Annotated in this window: 17 protein-coding genes; 8 read left to right on the top strand and 9 right to left on the bottom strand. The window is 64.6% G+C overall.

Features of this window, described 5'->3' with window-relative positions:
- Positions 1-58: 58 nt before the first annotated feature.
- On the bottom strand, positions 59-949 hold the full coding sequence (locus tag BBA01S_RS23560) for a shikimate dehydrogenase (protein WP_027818613.1): 891 nt from the start codon (positions 947-949) through the stop codon (positions 59-61).
- A complete protein-coding gene (gene aroQ / locus BBA01S_RS23555; protein WP_027818612.1) occupies positions 946-1,413 on the bottom strand; it encodes a type II 3-dehydroquinate dehydratase in 468 nt (155 codons plus the stop codon). The genes BBA01S_RS23560 and aroQ overlap by 4 nt, the downstream gene beginning before the upstream one ends.
- A 307-nt stretch (positions 1,414-1,720) precedes the next feature.
- Between aroQ and BBA01S_RS23550 the strand changes: the two genes are divergently transcribed.
- From BBA01S_RS23550 to BBA01S_RS23540, 3 genes are all read left to right on the top strand, one after another.
- Complete coding sequence (locus tag BBA01S_RS23550; protein WP_027818611.1) at positions 1,721-3,640, top strand: bifunctional sugar phosphate isomerase/epimerase/4-hydroxyphenylpyruvate dioxygenase family protein; 1,920 nt, start codon at positions 1,721-1,723, stop codon at positions 3,638-3,640.
- 170 nt (positions 3,641-3,810) lie between these two features.
- The gene (locus BBA01S_RS23545) at positions 3,811-4,989 is read left to right on the top strand and encodes a porin (protein ID WP_027818610.1); all 1,179 of its coding nucleotides are present in this window, start codon (positions 3,811-3,813) and stop codon (positions 4,987-4,989) included.
- 327 nt (positions 4,990-5,316) lie between these two features.
- On the top strand, positions 5,317-6,900 hold the full coding sequence (locus tag BBA01S_RS23540; RefSeq protein ID WP_027818609.1) for an inorganic phosphate transporter: 1,584 nt from the start codon (positions 5,317-5,319) through the stop codon (positions 6,898-6,900).
- A gap of 27 nt (positions 6,901-6,927) precedes the next feature.
- Here BBA01S_RS23540 and BBA01S_RS23535 read toward each other — a convergent pair whose 3' ends face one another.
- From BBA01S_RS23535 to BBA01S_RS23525, 3 genes are all read right to left on the bottom strand, one after another.
- Positions 6,928-8,115 (bottom strand): J domain-containing protein, encoded by a 1,188-nt coding sequence (locus BBA01S_RS23535; protein WP_027818608.1) that lies wholly within the window; start codon positions 8,113-8,115, stop codon positions 6,928-6,930.
- Positions 8,116-8,241: 126 nt separating this feature from the next.
- Complete coding sequence (locus BBA01S_RS23530; protein WP_027818607.1) at positions 8,242-10,050, bottom strand: cobaltochelatase CobT-related protein; 1,809 nt, start codon at positions 10,048-10,050, stop codon at positions 8,242-8,244.
- A 12-nt stretch (positions 10,051-10,062) separates the two neighbouring features.
- Positions 10,063-11,322 (bottom strand): AAA family ATPase, encoded by a 1,260-nt coding sequence (locus tag BBA01S_RS23525; protein ID WP_027818606.1) that lies wholly within the window; start codon positions 11,320-11,322, stop codon positions 10,063-10,065.
- Between the two features lie 330 nt (positions 11,323-11,652).
- Between BBA01S_RS23525 and BBA01S_RS23520 the strand changes: the two genes are divergently transcribed.
- Positions 11,653-12,738, top strand: coding sequence for a porin (locus tag BBA01S_RS23520; RefSeq protein WP_027818605.1), 1,086 nt, complete (start codon positions 11,653-11,655; stop codon positions 12,736-12,738).
- A 354-nt stretch (positions 12,739-13,092) separates the two neighbouring features.
- A complete protein-coding gene (gene ilvD, locus BBA01S_RS23515; protein WP_027818604.1) occupies positions 13,093-14,952 on the top strand; it encodes a dihydroxy-acid dehydratase in 1,860 nt (619 codons plus the stop codon).
- 103 nt (positions 14,953-15,055) lie between these two features.
- On the opposite strand, the gene BBA01S_RS42335 is transcribed toward ilvD, so the two are convergent.
- Positions 15,056-16,201 carry a hypothetical protein gene (locus BBA01S_RS42335; protein WP_156966054.1) on the bottom strand — a complete coding sequence of 382 codons (1,146 nt, stop codon included), beginning with the start codon at positions 16,199-16,201 and terminating at the stop codon, positions 15,056-15,058.
- Positions 16,202-16,519: 318 nt separating this feature from the next.
- On the opposite strand from BBA01S_RS42335, the gene BBA01S_RS23505 reads away from it, so the two are divergent.
- Positions 16,520-17,158, top strand: a complete 639-nt coding sequence (locus tag BBA01S_RS23505) for a hypothetical protein (protein ID WP_245641562.1) — start codon at positions 16,520-16,522, stop codon at positions 17,156-17,158.
- Between the two features lie 70 nt (positions 17,159-17,228).
- A complete protein-coding gene (locus tag BBA01S_RS23500) occupies positions 17,229-18,050 on the top strand; it encodes an AraC family transcriptional regulator (RefSeq protein ID WP_027818602.1) in 822 nt (273 codons plus the stop codon).
- On the opposite strand, the gene BBA01S_RS23495 is transcribed toward BBA01S_RS23500, so the two are convergent.
- On the bottom strand, positions 18,042-19,013 hold the full coding sequence (locus BBA01S_RS23495) for an AraC family transcriptional regulator (RefSeq protein ID WP_042297760.1): 972 nt from the start codon (positions 19,011-19,013) through the stop codon (positions 18,042-18,044). The genes BBA01S_RS23500 and BBA01S_RS23495 overlap by 9 nt on opposite strands.
- A 95-nt stretch (positions 19,014-19,108) precedes the next feature.
- Here BBA01S_RS23495 and BBA01S_RS23490 point away from each other — a divergent pair, with 95 nt between their 5' ends.
- Complete coding sequence (locus BBA01S_RS23490) at positions 19,109-19,942, top strand: oxidoreductase (RefSeq protein ID WP_027818600.1); 834 nt, start codon at positions 19,109-19,111, stop codon at positions 19,940-19,942.
- A gap of 173 nt (positions 19,943-20,115) precedes the next feature.
- Here the strand turns inward: BBA01S_RS23490 and BBA01S_RS46045 are convergent, their stop codons facing one another.
- Together BBA01S_RS46045 and BBA01S_RS23480 are read right to left on the bottom strand one after the other, a co-directional pair.
- Positions 20,116-20,787, bottom strand: coding sequence for a hypothetical protein (locus tag BBA01S_RS46045; protein ID WP_156966053.1), 672 nt, complete (start codon positions 20,785-20,787; stop codon positions 20,116-20,118).
- Between the two features lie 51 nt (positions 20,788-20,838).
- On the bottom strand, positions 20,839-22,602 hold the full coding sequence (locus BBA01S_RS23480; protein ID WP_027818598.1) for a ShlB/FhaC/HecB family hemolysin secretion/activation protein: 1,764 nt from the start codon (positions 22,600-22,602) through the stop codon (positions 20,839-20,841).
- Between the last annotated feature and the right edge of the window lie 96 nt (positions 22,603-22,698).

Below are 22,698 nucleotides of genomic sequence, written 5' to 3'. Positions count from 1 at the left end.
GCCCCTGGGAGGCTCGTTGTGGTCTTTGTGTTGTTGCTGGGTGCGGGTTGCCGCGCGATCAGCCGGCGTCTTGCGCCAGCATGGCCTGCAAGTGCGCGTACATCCGCTCGGCGTCGGGTTCGAGACCCGTGAACAGCCGGAACGCATCGACGGCCTGGTACACCGCCATGCCGCCGCCGCTCAGCGTGCGGCAGCCGCGCGCCTCGGCGGCTTCGAGCAGCGCCGTGCGGATCGGGAAGTAGACGATGTCCGCGACCCAGAGGCCTGCGTGCAGATAGTCGGCGGGCAGCGGCAGGCCGGGCAGCTTGGCCATGCCGGTCGGCGTGCAGTGAATCAGCCCCGTTGCGCTCGCGAGCGTCGCTTCGAGCGTGGCGCTCGTGCCCGCGCTCACCTGCGCGGACGGGAAGCGCGCCTGCAATTCGGCAGCCAGCGACGCTGCGCGGCTGGCATCGACGTCGAACAGCGTGAGCGCACGCGCGCCCATCTGCAACGCCGCATGGGCCACCGCCGCGCCCGCACCGCCCGCGCCCAGTTGCACGACGGCTTCGAGCGACACATCGGGCAAGCCGCGCTTGAAAGCGGTGGCAAAACCCGACCAGTCGGTGTTATGGCCAATGCGCTTGCCGTCGCGGAACAGCACCGTGTTCACCGCGCCCAGCGCGCGCGCATCGTCGGACAGTTCGTCGAGCAGCGGGATCACCGCCTGCTTGCACGGATACGTGATGTTCAGGCCGTCGAAACCCGCGCGCTGCGCCGTCAGCAGCAGCTCCGGCAGGTCGTCGACCGTGAGTCCGAGCGTATCGAGGTCGAGACGTCGATACACCGTGTTGTAGCCCAGTTCGCGGCCTTCTTTCTCGTGCATCGCGGGCGTGAGCGAACCGCCGATACCCTTGCCGATCAAGCCGCACAGGAACGAGCGGGGCTTCAGCGGATTGTCTTGCGCGCTCATTGCGCCCCCTTCTTTGCCGATTGTGTGGAAAGCAGCGTTGCCATGCGTTCGAGCGCGAGCACATAACCCTGCGTGCCGCAGCCGACGATGATCCCCGACGCCACCGCCGAGACGAACGAATGGTGACGGAACGCCTCGCGCTGATGCACGTTCGAGATATGGACTTCGATGACCGGCTTTTCGACCGCCGTGAGCGCATCGGCCAACGCCACCGAGGTATGCGTGTACGCGGCCGGATTAATGACGATGCCCGCGACCTGCGTGCGGGTTTCGTGCAGCCAGTCGATCAGTTGATGCTCGGCGTTCGACTGGCGAAAGTCGATTGCAAGGTTCAGGCGCGCGCCCGCCTCGCGGCAGCGGTTCGCCACATCGTCCAGCGTTTCAGACCCATATACCGCGGGCTCCCGCGTTCCCAGCAGATTCAGATTCGGCCCGTTCAGGACCAGTACCGACGGCAATTGCATGACATGCTCCACTACGACATCTCGACAGGCGGGTCTTTGCATTCGATCAACCGGCATGAATTCATCCATGCGGCCGATCGGCACACCCGACGCATGGCCGCCAGTGTGCCGCGCACGCGCCTCGGGGTCACCCTGGGGTTTCCCAGAATTTGTACTAACTAGTTAGTTTGGCTATTCTTGCGACACTCCTGCGGCGCGGGCCGTCTCCAGCCCGGATCGCCAGGTTCTATGCTTAACGTTATTGCCGCTGCATCGCCACGCCATGATCAAGACGCCCCAAGCTTCAGCCGCCTCCGCTCTTTCTCCCCTGTGCCGCTCGATCGCGACCGTGTCGATCAGCGGCACGCTCGCGGAAAAGCTCGCTGCAATCAGCGCCGCTGGCTTCACGGGCGTCGAGATCTTTGAAAACGACCTGCTCTATTTCGAAGGCTCGCCCGCCGATGTGCGCCGCATGGCCGCCGATCATGGGCTCGCGATCGTGCTCTATCAGCCGTTTCGCGACTTCGAGGGCGTGAGCGCCGAGCGCCTCGCGCGCAACGTCGAGCGCGTCAAGCGTAAGTTCGACGTGATGCACGAACTGGGCACCGACCGCCTGCTGGTGTGCAGCAGCGTCGCGCCCGATGCCATCGACAACGACGCGCTCGCGATCGACCAGCTTGGCGAACTGGCGAAGGCCGCCGCGCAGGCGGGCGTCGTGACCTGCTACGAAGCGCTGGCCTGGGGCCGCAACGTCAGCACCTATCGCCATGCCTGGAAGCTCGTGGATGCCGTGAATTCGCCCAATCTCACGCTCGCGCTGGACAGCTTCCATACGCTTTCTCTCGACGACACGCCTGACGCGATTGCGTCGATTCCGGGCGATCGCATCGGCTTTGTGCAGATCGCCGACGCCCCGAAAATGCAGATGGACGTGCTCGAATGGAGCCGCCATTACCGCTGCTTCCCCGGCCAGGGCGACTTCGCGCTTGCGGACTTCACGGCGCAAGTGGTCAAGAGCGGCTATCGAGGGCCGCTTTCGCTGGAAATCTTCAACGACGGCTTCCGCGGCGCACCAACGGCGGCGACGGCGGCGGACGGACATCGCTCGCTGCTGCTGCTCGAAGCGCTGACGCACGAGGCACTGGCGAAGGACAGCCACGCCGACGAAAGCGTTGGTGCAACGCTCTACACGCCGCCTGCCGCGACCGCACATACGCAGTGGCAATTCCTCGAATTCGCGGTCAACGGCGAGGCGCGCGAACACGTCGCCGGCCTGCTCGACAAACTGCATTTCCGCCGCGCGGGCCAGCATCGTTCCAAGGACGTGACGCTCTATCAGCACGGCTCGGCGGCCATCGTCCTGAACGCCGAACCCGATTCGTTCGCCGATGCGTTTTTCCAGCGTCATGGTCTGTCGCTGTGCGCCTCGGCGCTGCGTGTGGACGACGCGCGCAGCGCGCTCGAACGGGCGGCAGGTTTCGGCTACCAGCCCTTCTCGGGCCGCGTGGGGCCGAACGAGCGCGTCGTGCCCGCCGTGCAGGCGCCGGACGGCAGTCTTAACTACTTCGTTAACGAAGAGCCCGGCAAGCCGACGCTCTTCGAAGCGGACTTCGTGCTCACCGACGTGGACGGCCCCACCGAAGTCGGCCCGATCGCGGGCATCGACCACGTGAGCCTGTCGCTGCCTGCCGGTTCGTTCGATTCGTGGGTGCTGTTCCTGAAATCGGTGTTCGGTCTTCAGGCCAGCGCCGCGGTGCTGCTGCCCGATCCCTATGGCCTCGTGCGCAGCCGCGCGCTTTTTAGCGCCGATCGCGGCCTGCGCGTCGTGCTCAATGCCTCGCTCGACCAGCACACGGCCGCGGCGGAAACCGTGCGCGCGTACCACGGCACGGGCCTGAATCACGTGGCGTTCAGCACCGGCGACATCTTCCGCGCGGTGACGGAATTCGAAGCGGCAGGCGTTCCGCTGCTGCGCGTGCCCGCCAATTACTACGACGATCTCGAAGCGCGCTTTGCCATGCCCGCCGATTTCCTCGATGCGCTGCGCCAGCACAACCTGCTCTACGACCGCGACGAAAAAGGCGGCGAGTTCCTGCACGCCTACACCGAGACGCTCGACCAGCGCTTCTTCTTCGAACTGGTCGAACGGCGCGGCGGCTATGACGGCTACGGCGCACCGAACGCCGCCGTGCGGCTCGCGGCACAGGCACGCCAGCGTGCCCGCGCGGCGCGCGAGCAGGCTGAATAAGAGCAATAAAAGTCCCCTTTAAAGAGCCTTCACTCAAAGAAAGGCCATCACAAACCGAATTACAAGAACCTGAGACCCGGAGCCGCGCAGGCGGCCCACCCCGCATATTCCTTGTGCGGGTCGATTCAAAACAATAAGTAATCCTGCATTTTAATTGGAGACGCACAACGATGAAGAAGACTGGCTTTGGCCCCGGCATTTTCGTGGCGGCGGGCGCCGCACTGATCGCTAACCCGGCTTTCTCGCAGAGCAGCGTGACGCTCTACGGCGCGGTCGACGACGCGATTACCTACGTCAACAACCAGAACGGTCACTCGAACGTCTACCTGCGCCAGGGTAACGTTTATGCCTCGAAATTCGGCCTGCTCGGGAAGGAAGACCTCGGCGGCGGCACCTACGCGATCTTCGACCTGCAAAACGGCTTCGATCCCAACAGCGGCGCGCTGCAATCGAGCGGCCTGATCTTCAACCGCCAGGCGTACGTGGGCCTGAAGAACGACCAGGCCGGCCAGGCCACGATGGGCCGCCAGTACACGCCCTATTACCAGTTCGTCGGCCCGCTGACGGGCAGCAACTGGCTGACCGGCGCGACGGGCGCGCACCCGGGCGATATCGACGGCCTCGACACCACGGTGCGCATCAACAACTCGGCGACCTACACCTCGCCCGTGTGGTACGGCTTGCAGGCAAGCGCCATGTACGCATTCGGCGGCATCGCGGGCAGCACCGGCAAGGGGCAGACGTGGAGCGCGGCGCTGCGCTACAACAATGGCCCGCTCTCGGTCGCGGCCGCGATCCTGCGCATGGACAACGCAGCGCTCACGAGCGGCTTCGATACTTCGTCGACGGCGAGCTTCGGCAAATCGTCGCTGAATACGGGCTATGTGTCGGCGCGTGCGGTGCAGCATGTGGCCGTAGCGGCCAATTATTCGATCGGCAATTTCCTGCTGGGCGCGTCGTACTCGAACGTCGAATACCTGCCGGGCGGCAAGTCGCTGTTCACGACTACCGCCGTGTTCAACACGTGGGCGGCACTGGCGACGTACCGCTTCACGCCGTCGTTCGACGTCGGCGGTGGCTTTGCTTACACGCTGGCGTCAAAGGCTAACGGCATCACCAGCGCCGCGCGCTACGAGCAGGTTTCGCTCAAGGAAACGTATCATCTCTCCAAGCGCACCTCGCTTTATGCGTTGCAGGGCTATCAGCATGCGAGCGGCCAGACGCTGGGCGCGAACGGCGCGGGCAATATCGTCAATGCGACACCCGCAGTGGGCGACTCGCAGAACAGCACGCCGTCGAGCACGCATTCGCAGTTTGTCGGCATGGCGGGCATCGCGCTGCTGTTCTGATCGGCTCGGCGATTCGCGCGTAGACGCATAAAACCAGAACGCATAGCGCGTCATTCAGACGCGCTCGCCGCGGCAGCCGCATCGCGTGGGCGCCGCGGCGCTCCTTTGAGTGTCGTCCATACGGTCGAACTGTCACGCTCGCGCAACCGGAAGGCGCGTTGTGCGACACTGTTGCGTCTCGAACGGGCCGCCGCCATCGCGGCGCGCCCAACGCGCCCCGCTTCTTTCCACGCACGCAGCCGCGACGTTTGCAAACGGCATCGGCTGGCGTGATATTTTCCGGCGCAGCGCGCGAGGCCCATGAGCCCAACCCAACAGCGCACGCCCATGCCGGACATCCCCATATCCCCCTTAAGCGCGGTGCATCCCCGCCGACGCGGTCTCGCCATCGCCCTCTTCTTCCTCGTCATCGCGATCGGCGCGATCTACGTGATCGATCATCTGTTCGTCGACCTGAGCGCCGTGCAGGAAAGTTCGGCATTACCTTTCGTTCTGCTTGGCGTTGCCTTGCTGATTGCGCTCGGCTTCGAATTCGTGAACGGCTTTCACGACACCGCCAATGCGGTGGCCACGGTCATCTACACGAATTCACTCGAACCGCATCTGGCGGTCGCGTGGTCGGGCATGTGGAATTTCCTCGGCGTGCTGGTGTCGAGCGGCGCAGTCGCGTTCGGCATCCTGCAACTGCTGCCCGTCGAACTGATCCTGCAGGTGGGCAGCAGCGCGGGCTTCGCGATGGTGTTCGCGCTGCTCATCGCCGCCATCCTCTGGAACCTCGGCACCTGGTATCTCGGCCTGCCTTCATCGAGTTCGCATACGCTGGTGGGGTCGATCATCGGCGTGGGCATCATGAACCAGTGGATCGCCGGGCCGTCGGGCACGTCGGGCGTCGATTGGGCGCAAGCGGCGGGCGTGGGCAAGGCGCTGCTGTTTTCGCCGATCGTGGGCTTCGTGCTGTCCGCGGTTCTGCTGCTCGTGCTGAAATTCGTCGTGCGCAAGCCGGGGCTTTATCGCCAGCCTGAACCCAACAAGCCGCCGCCGTTCTGGATTCGCGTGCTGTTGATCGGCACCTGCACGGGCGTGTCGTTCGCGCATGGCTCCAACGACGGCCAGAAAGGCATGGGCCTCATCATGCTCATCCTGATTGGCGTGGTGCCTACCGCCTATGCGCTCAACAAGGCCGTCACGCCCAGCGAAACCGAAGCGTTCGTGGCCGCCGCGCGCGCGGCCTCCGTCACGCTCGTCCATTACGCGCCCGCCACGCCGCCCGACGATCCCCGCGCCGAAGTCGAAGCCTACGTGCGCACGCACCGCCTGCAGCCGGCCACCCTGCCCGCCTTGCGCGCGCTGACCGACACCGTCGCCGACCAGGTGAGCCTGTCCGGATCGATGGCGCAGGTGCCGCAAGTCATCGTCGATAACGTGCGCAACAACATGTATGTGGCCTCGGAAGCGATCCGCCTCATGGAGAAAGCGAAGACGCCCGCGTTTTCCGCCGCCGATGCCGCGACGCTCGACGACTTCCGCAAACAAATGGATCACGCAACCAAATTCATCCCGACGTGGGTGAAAGTGGCAGTGGCGATTGCACTGGGGCTCGGGACGATGGTGGGCTGGAAGCGCATCGTCGTGACCGTGGGCGAGAAGATCGGCAAGCAGCACCTGACCTATGGCCAGGGCGCTTCGGCAGAAGCCGTCGCGATGCTCACGATCGGCATGGCCGATGTGTATGGCCTGCCCGTTTCGACGACGCATGTGCTTGCGTCGGGCGTCGCGGGCACGATGGCCGCCAACGGCTCCGGACTGCAATGGGCGACCGTGCGCAATCTCGCGCTTGCATGGGTGCTCACGCTGCCCGCTTCGATCGCGTTATCGGCGGTGCTGTACTGGATCTTCCGTCAGGTGTTCTGAGCAATTTTTCATGCGCTGGCGTGGCGCCTAGACGCGTCCTGCGATCTCCGCTTCCACGCGGGTGCGCAGGTCGCGTACGACCTTCGCGGCGGGCACGAGCCACCACGTAGGCGCCTGTACGCCGAAGTCCCACGCGACGCGCGTCGCGCCCGCGCCTGCTGCCTGGGCGCGGCATCGAAACGTCACGGCCTGATGAGGCTCGCCCTCGCCCTGCGGTTTTGTCGAGTAGCGCAGCACCGCCTGCAATTCAAAGCCCTCATCGTCGGGCGAGAGCGCCCCCGTCTCGACCTGCCAGCGTGCGCCATGACGGCCCGTACCACGCAAGGCCGCCGTCACGCGTTGCCATGTCTCGCGCGCGGGCAGCGGCACGGCATGCACGCGGCCTGCACGGTCGGCACGATGCAAGGTGCGCTGCGACCACGCGAAGCCGCCCAGCAGCACCGTGCCCGCGACGATCAGCAGCGTTTGCAGGAACACCGCCAGCCCGCGCCACGAACCCGTCGCATCGAACACGCTGAACACCAGCCGATGCGCCACGACAAACAGCACGATCATCGCAACCACCGCGCCGCTGAGCGTCATGAGCCAGCCACGCGATGGATCGTCGAAACGCGCGAAGAAGAAGTTTCGGATGGGATGGCGCCCGGCGGGGGCGAGTTCGTGTTCGACGCGCGCATCGGCAGCCTCTTGCTCAGCGGCGGCCGACGCCGCGCTGGAAGCGGCCTGTTCGTTTTCGCGCCAGGCCGCGTGCGCCGCGCGCTCGCTCGCCACGTCGTCGCGCAGGCGCACGATCTCGCCGATCAAGCGCTCGCGCTCGGTCTGCATTCTCGCGACCTCGGCCAGCGCACGTAATCTTTCGCGATGCATGCGTTCAAGCTCGCCATGCAGGCGGTCGCGGCGCACTTCGAGCTCGCGCATCTGCTCGGCAACGCGCAGACGCTGGGTGTCGCTGAGCGCCGAGCCGCTCGTGGGCGCTTCGTGATGCACGGCCCAGTAGGCCTCCAGCACCTCGCGCGCTTCCTTGATCCGCTTGAACTGCTCGTCGGCCCAATGCAGCGACGCGGCGGTGGGATGCCGCCATTTGTCGGGATGAAAGATCTGCGCGAGCTGCCGATAGTTGTGCTTGATATCGGCCGCGCTGGCGCCGGGCTCCAGATCGAGCCGGTAATAAAAGCGATCGTAGTCTTCGTGAGTCTGTGGGTCGGAACTGGACATGACCTCAATATCGCGGTGTTTTTTGAGTGGCTTTCTTCAGTCGATTCGCTGCGCGGCGCGCAACGGCATCGTCAAACAAGGTATATCACGCAACTGCAGCATGCAAGGCGCGTGCCGCGGCGCGGATCAATGCCGCCGCGCGAGCATCTGGCTCAATGTGGCGAACGCAACAGCGGGCAATTCGTGGAGCTTGCGCACGACCACGGCGTGAGGATAAAACGCCTCGACCGAATCGTCCTGAATCCCAATGCCCACGAGTTCAATGCCCTGTGCGCCGATCTCCGCCACGCGCGCGCGCAGGTCGGTGCGCAGGATCGCGGCATCGCCGTCGCTCGTGGACGGCGATCCGTCCGAGAGCACGAACAGCAGTCGCCGCCGCGCCTTGCGCGCCGCCAGCCGCCCGGCCGCCCACGCGAGCGCTTCGCCATCGGGGTTCTCGTGGCCGCACTCAATCGCGGCCAGGCCGCTCGGATCGCGCGCGTCGAAGCGCTTGAAGACACGCAGGTCGAGACGCTCGACAAAGCGGTTATAGCCGCGTAGATCGGTGCCTGCCGCACGCTCGCGTTCGTAATGTTCGCGCATCGGTGGCGACTCTACCGAGCTATAGCCGAGCACTTCGACCTCGAAATCAAGCTGCATCAGCGCATCGGCGAGCGCCGCCGCGCACAGGCGCGCGAGTTCGATCTTACGGCCAGCCATCGACCCGCTCAGGTCGAGCAGCACGGACACGGCGGCGTCGCGCCCGCTCGCATGCGTGCTCACACGAAACGGCGTGCGATAGCCGCGCGAGACCGCCAGCCGCGCAAGCGCAGTGCGGTCGATCTCGCCGCGTTCCTGCTCGCGCTTCCAGTGCGTGAGTTCGTCGGCTTTGAGCACGCGCTCCAGATGCGTCTTGAGCGCGCCCGTTTCCGCGCGTGCGAGCGTGCGCAGTTTGCGCCAGGCCGTGGCGTCGCCGCTGCCGGTGAGGTCGGTGACGATGTCGAAGGCCGTGGTGAGCGGGATCGAGCGCTCCGGTTTTGCAGACGCGGTTACGGGGCGAGGCGCGCGCGGCGCAGCGCTGTCCGCGTCCGAAAGCGTCGCGCCGGACGCCGCGTCGGCCTGCGCTTGCGCCGCTTCGAGGGTTTGCGCATCGGGCTCGCGGGCGGCTTGCCGTGCCGCCTCCCCGTCCAGCGTCAGCGCGAAATCCCTATCGTCGTGCGCGCCGAAATCGTCGAGTTCGCGTGCGAGCGTTTCTTCGTCCAGCTCTTCTTCGTCCAGTTCCTCGCCCCGATGCGCCGTCTGCATCATGTTGTTCGCGCCGCCCGAAGCCAGCGAGCGCACGCCCGCCACAATGGCTTGTGCTGCACGCACGCTCGATGCCGTCGAAGCGCTTTCGCGCGCCTGGGCGAGCGGCCCCTTCGCATCGTCCAGCACGCGCAGCGCGGCGGCAAGCGAACCCACATCGCGCTCGCTCACGTCGGGCGGCTCGTCCCATAACGTGCGCTCGATGGCCCACACCAGGCGCTCCGGCCATGCTAGCGTCTGCCATCGGCGCGCCGCGTCGTTCGCGAGTTGCGCGCGCCAGCGCGCCATATATCGGCGCGCGCCGGGAAACTGCGCCGCGAGACGCGTGAGTACCCGTCGGTCTTCGACGATCTGCGCGATGCGCCCCGTCACGCCCGCCTGCGCCGTATCGAGTTTGAGCTGCGCACTGTAGCGCCAGCGCGCGGCCAGCAGGTCGAGGTAGCCGGTCAGCAACGCTTCTTCGGCTTCGGCAACCTCGATTGATTCGGTCTCCCTGGTGGTTTCGAGTGCACGCGAGGGCAGCACAAAACGCTCATGCTCGACGCGCGGCCCGCCCGCGCCGATGGAAACCGTCACGCGCGGCTCACCGCTCAGCACGCGCGCGAGCTTGCCGAGCTGCACTTCGAGAGCGTCGATCCGGGCGCTGTCCATAGGCCGGCTCCGTCACCCGCTCACGCCGTCACCGGCATCGAAAATCGCGTGATGGCGAATGATGCTGCGAATCAGCGCCGCGTCCTCCGCGCTCACTTTCGCGTAGATCGCGGGGCCGGCAGCACGCTCGACATCGCCCGTGCGCAGCATCAGTTCGGCCCAGTCGATCAGGCGACGCGTGGAAAACGTGCTCGCCAGGTCTTCGCGCGCGAACGCGGCGCGGCAATCGGCGGCAATGGCGGCGAGCGTCTGCGCAATCGCAGGCGTCAAGGACGGCAGCGTGCGCACCAATACTTCGGCCTCCTCTTCTTTCGACAGGTAGTCGAAAAGATACACGCGCCAGCGGTCGAGAAACGCCTCGTTGAGCAGGTTTGCGCCCTGGTACAAGTGCCGGTATGCGCTCATCGCACCGGCGGCATTGGCGGTGGCAAAGAGACGAAACGACGGATGCGGCTCGACGATTTCATTGCCGCGCTCCTTCAGCAGCAGCCTGCCATTCGGCTCCAGCACGGCGGTGAGCACGGCCAGGATCGACGGCTCGGCAAAATCGAGTTCGTCGATGATGAGCCAGTAGCCCTCGCGCATCGCCACCGGCAGGACGCCGTCCACCCACACGGTCTCGCCGCCCTTCACCGTCCAGAAACCGACGAAGTCGCCGATGGTGGTCTGTCCGTTCATGTTCGCGCGCAGCACGCCATGTCCCGTGCGCGCGGCCACCTGCTCGATGAAGCTGGTCTTGCCCGATCCCGTGTGCCCGATCAGCATGACGCGGCGGTTTTCGACGATATCGAGCGCGATATCGTCGGCGCGCGCGGTGAAAAGATACGCGTCGTTGACGCGCGGCACGAGCGCCGGTGGCGTGCTTTGCGGCGCGGGCGACATCGCCACGCTGCCGATGTGCGCCGCCTCGGGCGGCACGGATCGATTCGCTGCGCGCGCTTCACGCGCTTCGCGTTCAAGCTCGACGGCCCGCTGGAGCTCGACCGCAAAGCGGCTGCCCGCCGCTACGGCGCGCGCCTCGTCTTCGCGACCAGCCTCGGAGACAAAGCCCTCGCGACGCCACTTGAGCAGCTTCGCTTCGAGATTGTCGAGATCGACCACGGTGTCGATATCCACCGCGCCACTGCCCGCCGCGCCGTGGCCATGCTCGATGCGGAACATATGCGCGCGCTCGGACAGCGACACGCGCCACCATTCGCGCACAGCGCCGGAACCGCGCAGATAGACGCCTTCGGGGCCGTTGTCGTGAACGGCGGGAGCCTGGGTATTCATCGGCAAGTTTTAAATCACGCGAAATAAATAATTAGGGGAAACCCCATTTTCAGGTAATCGCCCTGCCCTTTCCTGTTCACCGGCCGACGCATGCCGCATCCCCTTCAAAGCACTGCAAAGCACTGCAAAGCCCCTGATAGCGCTCGTGCGCGCGATGCGCCAGCCCATGTTGTTCCCGTGCGACATGTTATTAAATTTATTGCGGAACTTTTAATGGTTCGAAATATTATCGCCACTTTCGTGCGCGACACACCGCCCACGATACCGGTTCGAAGACTAATGCCAGCGCTGCACCCCTGCACCGCTGGATCAATTAAAAACGGGGATGACATGAAGAAGACCACCGCAGCAATCGGCGCAGCACTGCTGGCCCTTTCGGCACAGTCCGCTTTCGCGCAAAGCTCGGTCACGCTGTATGGCCTGGTCGATACGGCGATCCGCTACCAGACCAACGCGAACGCGAACAACGACAGCCTGATCGAGATGCGTGAAGGCGCTGTGACCCCGAGCCGCTGGGGCCTGAAGGGCGCTGAGGATCTGGGCGGCGGACTGTCCGCTGTCTTCAAGCTGGAAAACCAGTTCAACCTCTGGAACGGCAAGCTCGCGAACACCTCGAACACGCTGTTCCAGCGTAACGCGTACGTGGGCCTTTCGAGCCAGCAGTACGGCACGCTGACGTTCGGTCGCCAGCAAACGCCGTTCTTCGATGAAATGGGCAATACGTTCGATCCGCTGACCGTCGCCGACTACTGGCAGGACAGCTGGGCGTACAACCCGGTTGGCCCGTTCCTCTTCACGAACAGCTCGGCCAAGTACACGAACACGTTTGGCGGCCTGCACGTTGAAGCGATGTACGGCTTCGGCGGCGTAGCTGGCAGCGTCGGCGAGAACAGCATGTACGGCCTGACGGCTTCGTACACGGTTGGCCCGCTCGCAGCACTCGTCGGCTGGCAGCAGAACGACGTCGGCGGCAAGAAGTTCAACCTCGCCAACGTCGGCCTCGTCTACACGGTCACGCCGGCTGTTCGCCTGCTGGCTGGCTGGCTGCACTCGCAGGACAACTCGGGCACGGTTGACCAGGCCGAACTCCAGACCGGTTCGCTGCCCACGAGCGCCGTGAGCCCGAACCGTATCGACGACAACTTCTACGTCGGCACCACGTGGCAGGCCACCGCGCCGCTGGCGATCACGCTGGCTGGCTACTATGGCCACGCACGCAACGCCTCGCTGGGCGACGGCGCACTGGGCAACGGTATCAACTACTCGGCGACGCTGCTTGCCGAGTACTCGATCTCCAAGCGCACGGAAGTCTACGGCACGGTCGACTTCACGCGCGGCACCGGCGCTTACAAGATCGACTACCCGGGTCGCAACAACCAGACCGGCGTCGCGATCGGCCTGCGCAACCTGTTCTGATATCGCTTGCCGGCCAGCAGAACCGGCCGGCACTGCACGATCTCCGGATCGTCGAGAAGCCGCATGCGAGTCTCGCGTGCGGTTTTTTTTCGTCCGGGCGGCCCGGCTAGTCGGCAAAAAACGGGGCAACTACGCAGCAACTACGGGGCAACTGCACGGCAAGAATCCTTGTGCGCACACGCAAATAGCCGGATCGGGCCTGAAATCAGGGAACCAGGACGCCATTGCGGTGCGTATGGGATAATTACGGAGTTTGCCCGAGGCGCCGCTCAAAAGGCCGGCTGCGCGGGCGCTCGAGGGGCCTTTATTCCCGTGGCCCGCTAATTTTCCAGCGATTTCTCACTAGCACCCACGATGCCCGCATACCGTTCCAAAACCTCCACCGCCGGCCGCAACATGGCAGGTGCGCGCTCGCTCTGGCGCGCCACCGGCATGAAAGACGAAGACTTCGCCAAGCCGATCATCGCCGTCGTCAACTCGTTCACCCAGTTCGTGCCCGGCCACGTGCACCTGAAAGACCTGGGCCAGCTCGTTGCGCGCGAAATCGAAGCCGCAGGCGGCGTCGCCAAGGAATTCAACACCATCGCTGTCGACGACGGCATTGCGATGGGCCACGACGGCATGCTCTACTCGCTGCCGAGCCGCGACATCATCGCCGACTCCGTCGAGTACATGGTCAACGCGCACTGCGCCGACGCCATGGTCTGCATCTCGAACTGCGACAAGATCACCCCGGGCATGCTGATGGCCGCCATGCGCCTGAACATCCCCGTGATCTTCGTGTCGGGCGGCCCGATGGAAGCCGGCAAGACGCGCCTGGCCAACCCGGTCACCAAGGCTATCGAAGTCAAGAAGCTCGACCTGATCGACGCCATGGTGATCGCCGCCGACAGCAAGTACTCGGACGCCGAAGTCGCCGAAGTCGAACGCTCGGCCTGCCCGACCTGCGGTTCGTGCTCGGGCATGTTCACCGCCAACTCGATGAACTGCCTGACCGAAGCGCTGGGCCTCTCGCTGCCGGGCAACGGCACGGTCGTCGCCACGCACGCGGATCGCGAGCAGCTGTTCAAGCGCGCGGGCAAGCGCATCGTCGAAATCACCCGCGACTACTACGAAGGCGAAAACGACCGCGTGCTGCCGCGCTCGGTGGGCTTCAAGGCGTTCGAGAACGCAATGACGCTCGACATCGCCATGGGCGGCTCGACCAACACGATCCTGCACTTGCTGGCCATCGCCCAGGAAGCGGAAATCGAGTTCACCATGCGCGACATCGACCGCCTCTCGCGCGTCGTGCCGCAGCTGTGCAAGGTCGCGCCGAACACCAACAAGTACCACATCGAAGACGTGCACCGCGCAGGCGGCATCATGGCGATCCTGGGCGAACTGGCTCGCGCGGGCAAGCTGCACACCGACGCACCGACCGTGCACGCACCCACGCTGAAGGACGCGCTGGAACAGTGGGACGTGACGCTCACGCAGGACGAAGCGGTCAAGACCTTCTACATGGCTGGCCCCGCAGGCATCCCGACGCAGACGGCGTTCAGCCAGAACACGCGCTGGCCGAGCCTCGACACGGATCGCGCCGAAGGCTGCATCCGCTCGTACGAGCACGCGTTCTCGAAGGAAGGCGGCCTCGCCGTGCTGACCGGCAACATCGCGCTGGATGGCTGCGTGGTGAAGACGGCGGGCGTCGACGAGAGCATCCATGTGTTCGAAGGCACGGCGCACGTGACCGAGTCGCAGGACGAAGCGGTCGCGAACATCCTCGCCGACAAGGTCAAGGCCGGTGACGTGGTGATCGTGCGCTACGAAGGCCCCAAGGGCGGCCCGGGCATGCAGGAAATGCTTTACCCGACGAGCTATATCAAGTCGAAGGGCCTGGGCAAGGAATGCGCGCTGCTGACCGATGGCCGCTTCTCGGGCGGCACCTCGGGCCTGTCGATCGGCCACTGCTCGCCGGAAGCGGCAGCGGGCGGCGCAATCGGCCTGGTGCGCGACGGCGACAAAATCCGCATCGACATTCCCAACCGCTCGATCAACGTGCTGGTTTCGGATGAAGAACTCGCACGCCGCCGCGAAGAGCAGAACGCCAAGGGCTGGAAGCCGGTGCAACCGCGTCCGCGCAAGGTTTCGGCTGCGCTCAAGGCGTACGCGAAGCTCGTGATGTCGGCCGACAAGGGCGCGGTGCGCGACCTTTCGTTGCTCGACGATTAATAGTGCCTGCGCTCGCGCGAGCCTCGTGCTCGCGTGATCGACCATAAAAAAGCCGCTCTTTCGAGCGGCTTTTTTTGTTGTGCGCACATCCATCTTGCCGGCCCTACGACGCCAACGAACTCGCGCTTTGCGTCCACACGCCGGTCTGCCCTTGCGACTTTACCGTCAGCACAAACGTCGAGGCATTCTGTGCGACGACCGCTTCCGTCGTATCCGCGCTCGTGAGCTGCTGCGTGCCAGCGGTGATCGCGCCGCCAGCAATCGTTAGCGCAACGGGCGTCGTCACGCCGAACGCCAGCGTCACGCCCTCCACGACATCGCTGACTGCACAGGACGCGCTCAACGATTCGGTTGCACTCGCAACGTTATCGGTATCGACCCAGGCAAGCGAGCTAATCGCCATCGATCCATCGAGCGTCGTGCCCGACGATGACGTCTGCATTCTCGCAATCGTGAGGCTCGGCGCATTTGCCGTCGTAGTGATCGTTGCAGTAGCCGCATCGTAGGCCACCGTCAGCGTGACCGTGCCGTTGAAGGTCGTCGTCGCGTTCGACGAGTCGATTGCTAGCGCGTTCGCGGTCTCGGTCACTGTGTAAGACCAGTTCGCAGCCCGGCTGCCGACGCTGCCCTGCACGCCCTGAACCGCGAAGCTCACGCTGCCGCCTAGTGCATCGGCGGACGACAGTTCGGGAGCCGCGATCTGCCCCACGCACTGCGCGAACGAAACGCTAGCCGTCTCGCCCGCCCGCAACCCCGGCGCACCGGCATTGCTCACGACCGTCGCCACCGTGCCGCCCCGTGTGCAGTTTGCCGTCGCGGCCGGCGCACCCGCCAGCGCCGCCGTGAGGAAGGGGCGCGCGGCGGCCATATAGAGGCCCGCGACGCCCACGCTCGACAACAGGCCCGACGCCGCCGCATCTTTCGCTACCGTCTGGTTCTGCACCGCTGTCGACAGTTCGAGAACGGCGGCGGCGGCACCACTCGCAGGCGCCGATGCGCCCGGACTGCTCGTCGCCGCGCCATCGGAAGCCGCTGACGCATTGGCACCGGATGCGCTGGATGCCGCGGATGCCCCCGACGCAGCCCCAGCTGCGCCCCCTGCCGAAGCGCCGGTCGCAACGCTTGCGCCTGTCGTGCCCGCGCCACCGCTGCTGCCGCCTGAACCTCCACCACACGCGCCCAGCGCCACGACCATCAGGACGCCCAGAAGCGTGCCGCATACCGCCGAAGTTGTTTCATGACGAGCCATCTGCATTCCCCGGAAATGTGCTTCGAGTTTGTATCGATATAGGCTGGCGAGAGCCAAGGTGCGCCGATATCGGATTGGGTTGCATCCTAAAAAAGCGCTCATCCCAGCGTCAAGACAGATCATTCCTACACATATCGGATTCCGACAAAGACCGTCGAACACGCGCAATTTGAGCCGTGAAATGCCGTTTCCTTTTTGGATCGAACACCCATGCACGGGCCTACAGTGCAGCCCATCCGCTCACGACTGACACACAAGACAAAAGGGGAAACGATGAGAGCAGCAAGGACAGCGCGAAGCGCTTCGTCATGCGCCGTCGTGGCGCTGGTGGCAATCGGCTGCACGACGTTGCCAGCGAGCAATGCCAATGCTCAGGATGCCTATCTGACTGGTGGAACGCTCGGTGTGGGGCCGGGCGTCGCGATCGCTTTAGGCTCGCATTTTGGTCTGCGCGCCGATGTTGAGGGCATGGGGTTCGACACGTCGGTGTCGGTCGATGGCGGTCGCTACGAAGGCCGCGTCAAGCTGCTTCAGGGCGGCCTTTACGGCGATCTTTTTCCGTTTGCTTCAAGCGGATTTCGCCTGAGCGCGGGCGTGCTGATCAACGGCGATTCCTTCGACGGCCATGCCGTGCCCAATGCGCTGGGCAATTACGTGATCGGCAATACCTATGTGCCCGCCGTGGGGCCGGCGCCGCAAGCAAGCGTCACGCCGCCGCGCGCCATGCCGTACATCGGGCTGGGATATGGGCACCACCGCCAGGGACGCGGCTTCGGGCTCGCGGTGGATATCGGCGTGGCCTATGGTCGTCCGCATGTCGACTACAACGTGCCGTCGATTTACCAGTTGTTCGCGACGCCCGGAAATATCGCGCTGGAGGAACAGCGGCTCAACGACAAGGTCAGCAGCTACCGCTGGTATCCCGTCGCGCAACTCACGCTCACGTACCGGTTCTAGGGGAGCGCGCGCAGCCGTCTCGTGATAGCGTTGGCATCTTTGCTTCGCCTCGCGCCTGCGCGCCCCGTTCATGACCCAAGCCGTTCCCCCGATCCTCGACGACGCCCCCGGCCGTGGCCGCTCGCTCGCGCGGCGCTATCCGCGCGGACTGCATATCGAGCCGCATTCGCACACGTGGGCGCAGGTGCTCTACGCGGTGTCCGGCGTGATGTGGGTCGAGGCGGGCAACGAGGCGCTGGTGGTGCCGCCGCAGCGCGCGGTCTGGCTGCCGCCCGGCACGACGCACGCGATCCACATGATGAGCGAAGTGGAGATGCGCAACCTGTATCTGCACGAGCGCGACGTCGGCCACTTGAGCACGCGCAGCGAAGTGTTCCAGATCGACGGTCTGTTGCGCGAACTGATCCGCACCATCGCCGAACACGAAACCGAGCGCGACAGCGCCTGGCTTGCCACCGCCTCGCAGCTCGCTGCGATGGAACTGGCGCACGCGCGGCGTTCGTCGCTGCGGGTGCCGCTGCCGGATGCAGCGGGCACGGCCGCGTCGGGCGACCGTCGGCTCGCCATGCTTTGCCGCGCCGTGATCGACAACCCTTCAAACGAGCTCGCCTTCGAGCAGCATGCGGCGTCGGTGGGCGCGAGCGTGCGCACGCTGGCGCGCCTCTTCACGCGCGAACTGGGCCTGGGCTTCGCGCAATGGCGGCGCCAGGTGCAGCTTGCAATCGCCGTGTCGCGGCTGGCCGAAGGGCAATCGGTCAGCGCCGTCGCGCGCGAGCTGGGTTACCTGCCCAGCAGTTTCAGCGACATGTTCCGCCGCGAACTGGGCGTCGCGCCCAGCGAATATCGGCCAATCGAAACGCTCTCGCAAACGGCAGCGCCCGATTCAATGTGACGAGACGAAGATCGCGTCGTCGAATGCTTCCGGTACGGCAAAACTCTCGCGCATGCGCCGCGCCTCCGCGGCTGGCGTCAAGCCAAACAGCCGCTTGAACTCCCGGCTGAACTGGGACGCGCTGGTGTAACCCACGGCATGGCTCGCGGCTTCGGCGCTCAAGTCCTGCCGAACCATGAGCAGACGCGCCTGATGCAGGCGCGTCGACTTCACGTACTGCATCGGCGACACCTGGGTGATTGCCTTGAAGTGGCTGTGAAAACTCGGCGCGCTCATGCCCGCCTCCTCGGCAAGCTGCGTCACGTCCAGCGGCTGCGCGTAGGCTGCGTGAATCAGGCGCAACGATTTCCCGATGCGGCCAAACTGCCCCTTCATCGCCAGCGCCTCGCGCATCGAGCTGCCCTGCGCACCGGTCAGCACGCGGAAATAGAGTTCGCGCAACAGGCCCGGGCCTAGCACTGCGGCTTCCAGCGGCCGGTTCATTGCCTCCAGGAAACGTAGTACGGACATCTGCATTGCGTCGTCCATCGGCGTCGACATCATGCTTTGCGGCGGCTGTACGTGTTCCGCCATGCCTTCACGATCGATCTGCGCGGCCAGTTCGGCGGCCAGCGCGAAATCCAGGTGCAGATACAACGCGAGCAACGGATGCTGTTCGCTGGCCTCGGTTTCCATGCTGAACGGCACAGGCACGGACACCGCTAGGTAGTGCTCCGCGTCGTAGAGATAGAACTGCTCGCCAAAATAGCCGCGTTTGCGGCCCTGACACACGATCACGATGCCGGGATCGTAAAGCACCGGCGTGCGCGACAACGGCCGGTTCGAGCGCAGGATCCGTACGCTTTGCAGCGCCGTGAGGTTGTAGCCCTCGTCGGGCGCCAGCGCGTGCAGCAAGGCGATCATGCGCCGGCGATTTCGTGGGGACAGGTCAGGATGGGAACGGGAAGCTCGTGGCACGCTCATAGTTTCAGGCAAGATAAATAGCAGATTCAGGCTTATTTTGTTCTTTTCTTGAGACTAGTATGCACTCTCTTGCCACGAAACCGGAGAGGCTTTTCATGTCATCCAGCAAAATTCTGCTCATCACGGGCGTCAGCAGCGGCTTTGGGCGGGCGCTCGCACAAGAGGCGCTCGCGGCCGGTCACACAGTCGTCGGAACGGTAAGGAGTGCAGAGGCCAGGCGCGATTTCGAGGCGCTGGCGACGGACGCAGCGTTTGCACGCGTGCTCGATGTCACGGACTTCGATGCGATTGAAGCCGCGGTGGCAGAGATCGAGGCGAATGTCGGCCCGGTCGACGTCCTGGTGAACAACGCCGGTTATGGGCATGAAGGCGTTCTCGAAGAATCGCCGCTGTCGGCCATGAAAAGGCAATTCGATGTGAACGTGTTTGGCGCCGTCGCGATGATCAAGGCCGTGCTTCCTTTCATGCGCATACGCCGGCGCGGCCACATTCTGAATATCACTTCGATGGGCGGCTATATCACCATGCCTGGCATTACTTATTATTGTGGCAGCAAGTTCGCGCTGGAAGGTATCACGGAAGCGCTTGGCAAAGAGGTGAAGCCGTTTGGTATCGCTGTGACCGCCGTCGCGCCAGGTTCATTCCGTACCGATTGGGCGGGACGGTCGATGACGCGCACGCCGCGTTCGATCGCCGATTACGACGCCCTCTTCGATCCGATCCGCCAGGCGCGCGAAGCAAAAAGCGGCAAACAACTGGGCGATCCCCGCAAGGCGGCGCGCGCAATGCTCGCCGCTATCGACTCGGATAAGCCGCCTGCGCATCTGCTGCTCGGCAGCGATGCGCTCGGGCTCGTGAGAAACAAACTGGCGGAACTGGAAAGCGAAATCGCCGCCTGGGAATCGGTGACGATCTCAACCGACGGCTAAAAAAACGATCAAAGCTCGACGACGCAATGCGGGTTGAACGCGCGGTTTTCCCACTGCAAACGAACAGGGCGTCTGCACACGTGCGCGGGTGTCGCCTGACTCCCTCACCTAAGACATTCTATGGCACGCGTCGAGCACGCGCGAGGCTATCGCAGTCAGGCTGACGCCACACATCACTTCGAGAGTCGAATGATATAGAGCCCCGGCGAGTCCACCCTCGCGGCGACGCTGTAGTTCGGTTTCGCGGATACCAGCGGCCCGGCCACCGTCGGCGCGTAGGTCACGCCGGAGCTGGTGACGATCGCCTGCTCGATCGCGGGCAAACCGGTCACGGGCGCGTTCGTATTGAAATTGAGCGTCAACATGTAGTTGAGTCGCCCGAACATGTAATTGCTGGTCTTGATCTCATAGGCGTAGTCCGCAACCACCCCTGCGGGGAGCGAGTCGGGCCTGCCGAGGCAAAGCGTCAGCGGCAGTGGCAACCCATTGGTCGACATTGTGATCGCAAGCGTCGCGATATTGTCGTTCGTGACCATCGTGAACTTGGAGCCAGGCGTCGTACCGCTAGGAATGTCGAGCCGCGTATAGCCCGTTGCACAGTAAAATGCGGCCGGCGTGGGCGTCGACGCTGCGTCAGGAGCGGACGCCGCCCCGGCATCCGATGCGCTGGTGTCCGAAGCCGCCGCAGGGGTCGAAGCGGCGTCCGATGCCGCCGCAGCAGCGGAGGCCGAGGTATCCGCCGCTGCTGCCGTATCGCCGCCGCTGTTGCCATTATTGCTGCTGTTATTGCCCCCGCCTCCCCCGCACGCGACCAGTACGACACTCAGACCGATCAGGCTCGACAAGATTTTCTTACTTACCATCATGGGACGTTCTCCTTGTTGTGGGACTGCCTGCTAGAACTGTGCCGTCGCCTGCATCCCGACCGTGAACCGCGCAGTCGGGAAGCCTCGCGGTTTGTATATCGGAGTACCAACGAACAGGTCGTAACTGAAACCCGCGTATTTCGCGGGGATGCCGCCGCGCAGGCCGATCACTGCACCCGCTAGCTGCCTCCCCGCCTGGCCTTCTGTGCCCGGCCCGAATACATGCCCGTAGTCGATCCCGGCGTAAAGCATCTGCCCCGTCTGGAAGATCGGCCATTGCAATTCGTTGCGCCAATAAAAGCCCTTTTCACCCGCGAGCATCGAATTGCCGTCGAAGCCGCGCACGGTATAGCGGCCCCCGATCGTCAGGTCGTCGATGTAGAACAGCGTGTCGTTCGTGAATTGCCCGTGAAAGGTGCCGACGTAAGCAAAGCGCTGGCGCCCGAGCGCGAACGGGACGGAGACGTTCGCGTCGAGTATGGCCATATGAAAGCGATAGGTCGGCCCGGTCGCGTACGGATCAGGCGTCGCGCCAAAGCCCCCGACGCCCTGCCGGTATGCGAGCGAGCCATCGAACTGCGCGCCACCGACGTAATGCCGATCCGTTGCACCGATTTCGAGGAAGGTGTTGTTGCGCGTCTGCGTCGGGATCTCGGTATCCTCCAGGAAACTGTCTCCGAAGCGCTTCGAAAGTTGTACGTATGCGCCGAGTACGTCGTTCTGGCTGCGCGAGAGCACGCGCGCGAGACGCAGTGCGGCGGTTTGCGAATTGCCGCTTGAGACGAATACCTCGCCGCCCGTTCCAGCGATCGGCTGATAGTAGGTGTTGGTATTGCCCGAGAGCGTCGCGGTCCAGTAACCCCATGGCACGGAGTACGAACCATTGAAACCGTGCGAACCCAGGGACTTATTGCCGAATGAAAGATCCTGGTTCGCGCCGAGCGAGAGGATATCGTTCAAGCCGAGCGGATTGTTCAGGCCAAGGCTGACATTGCCCTGCCATCTCCCCGTGGCGTCGGTGCCGCTGTTATCCGCCGAGACTACGAACGTCCAGGGCTTCGAGCGCTTGACGCTGACCACGACGTCGCTCTCACCTGGACTGTTGCCGGGGGCGATCTGCATATCGACGTCCTGGTTTGGAACGCGCTTCATCTGTTCGAGACCCTGCTCAAGATCGCGCACGTTCAGGACGTCGCCCGCGCTGACGGGGAACGCTGTTTTCCAGGTGCCCCATAGCGTCGGATCGGCGAGGCGCACGGCGCGCACGATGCCCGGGATCAGGGTGAGTTTGAGCGTGCCGCTGGCGAGATCCTGCGCGGGGACGAGTACGCGCGTCGTGACATACCCGCGATTGAGAATTGCCTGCTGGAGGCCTTTCGTCAGGACGTCGATGCCCGCCTTGCCGACGCATTGCCCCCGGTAATGGTCGAGCCATTCGCGGGCGAAGGCGAAGCGATCGAGCGGCAGCGCGGACGCGCCCGCCTTGCGTGCCGCAGCGGGGAGCGTTGCCGGGACGTCGAGCGCGAAGGTGCCGATACGGAAACAAGGCGTTTCAGCGGGCAGCACGGGATAACCTGCGGCTGGCTCGGTCTGCGGACGTACCGAAGGCGCGGAGACGGTCGCGTCGCGCGCCTGCGCCTCGCGCTGGCGTTGTAGCTGCTGCTGTTGTTCGGCGTTCGCGCGTGCCGCAGCGGCGGCGGCTTCGTCGACGCCCGCCGGAATCTGCTGCGCGTTGGACGCGAGCGTGACCAGGGCTGTGAGCGGCAGTGCCGCGAGCCTCCTGCGTATTTTCATCGTGCGGATTGATTCAGGTTTTTAATAGTTATGCTAAAGACGTCCCGCTCGACTCTTGCGAATCGAGATAAGTCTGTCAGGGAAAGACAGCGCTGC

This window comes from Paraburkholderia bannensis NBRC 103871 (genome assembly GCF_000685015.1).
In the GTDB taxonomy this organism is placed as follows: Bacteria; Pseudomonadota; Gammaproteobacteria; order Burkholderiales; family Burkholderiaceae; genus Paraburkholderia; species Paraburkholderia bannensis.
The sequence above is the reverse complement of the archived record's forward strand: the minus strand, read 5'-3'. Positions and strand labels throughout refer to the sequence as shown.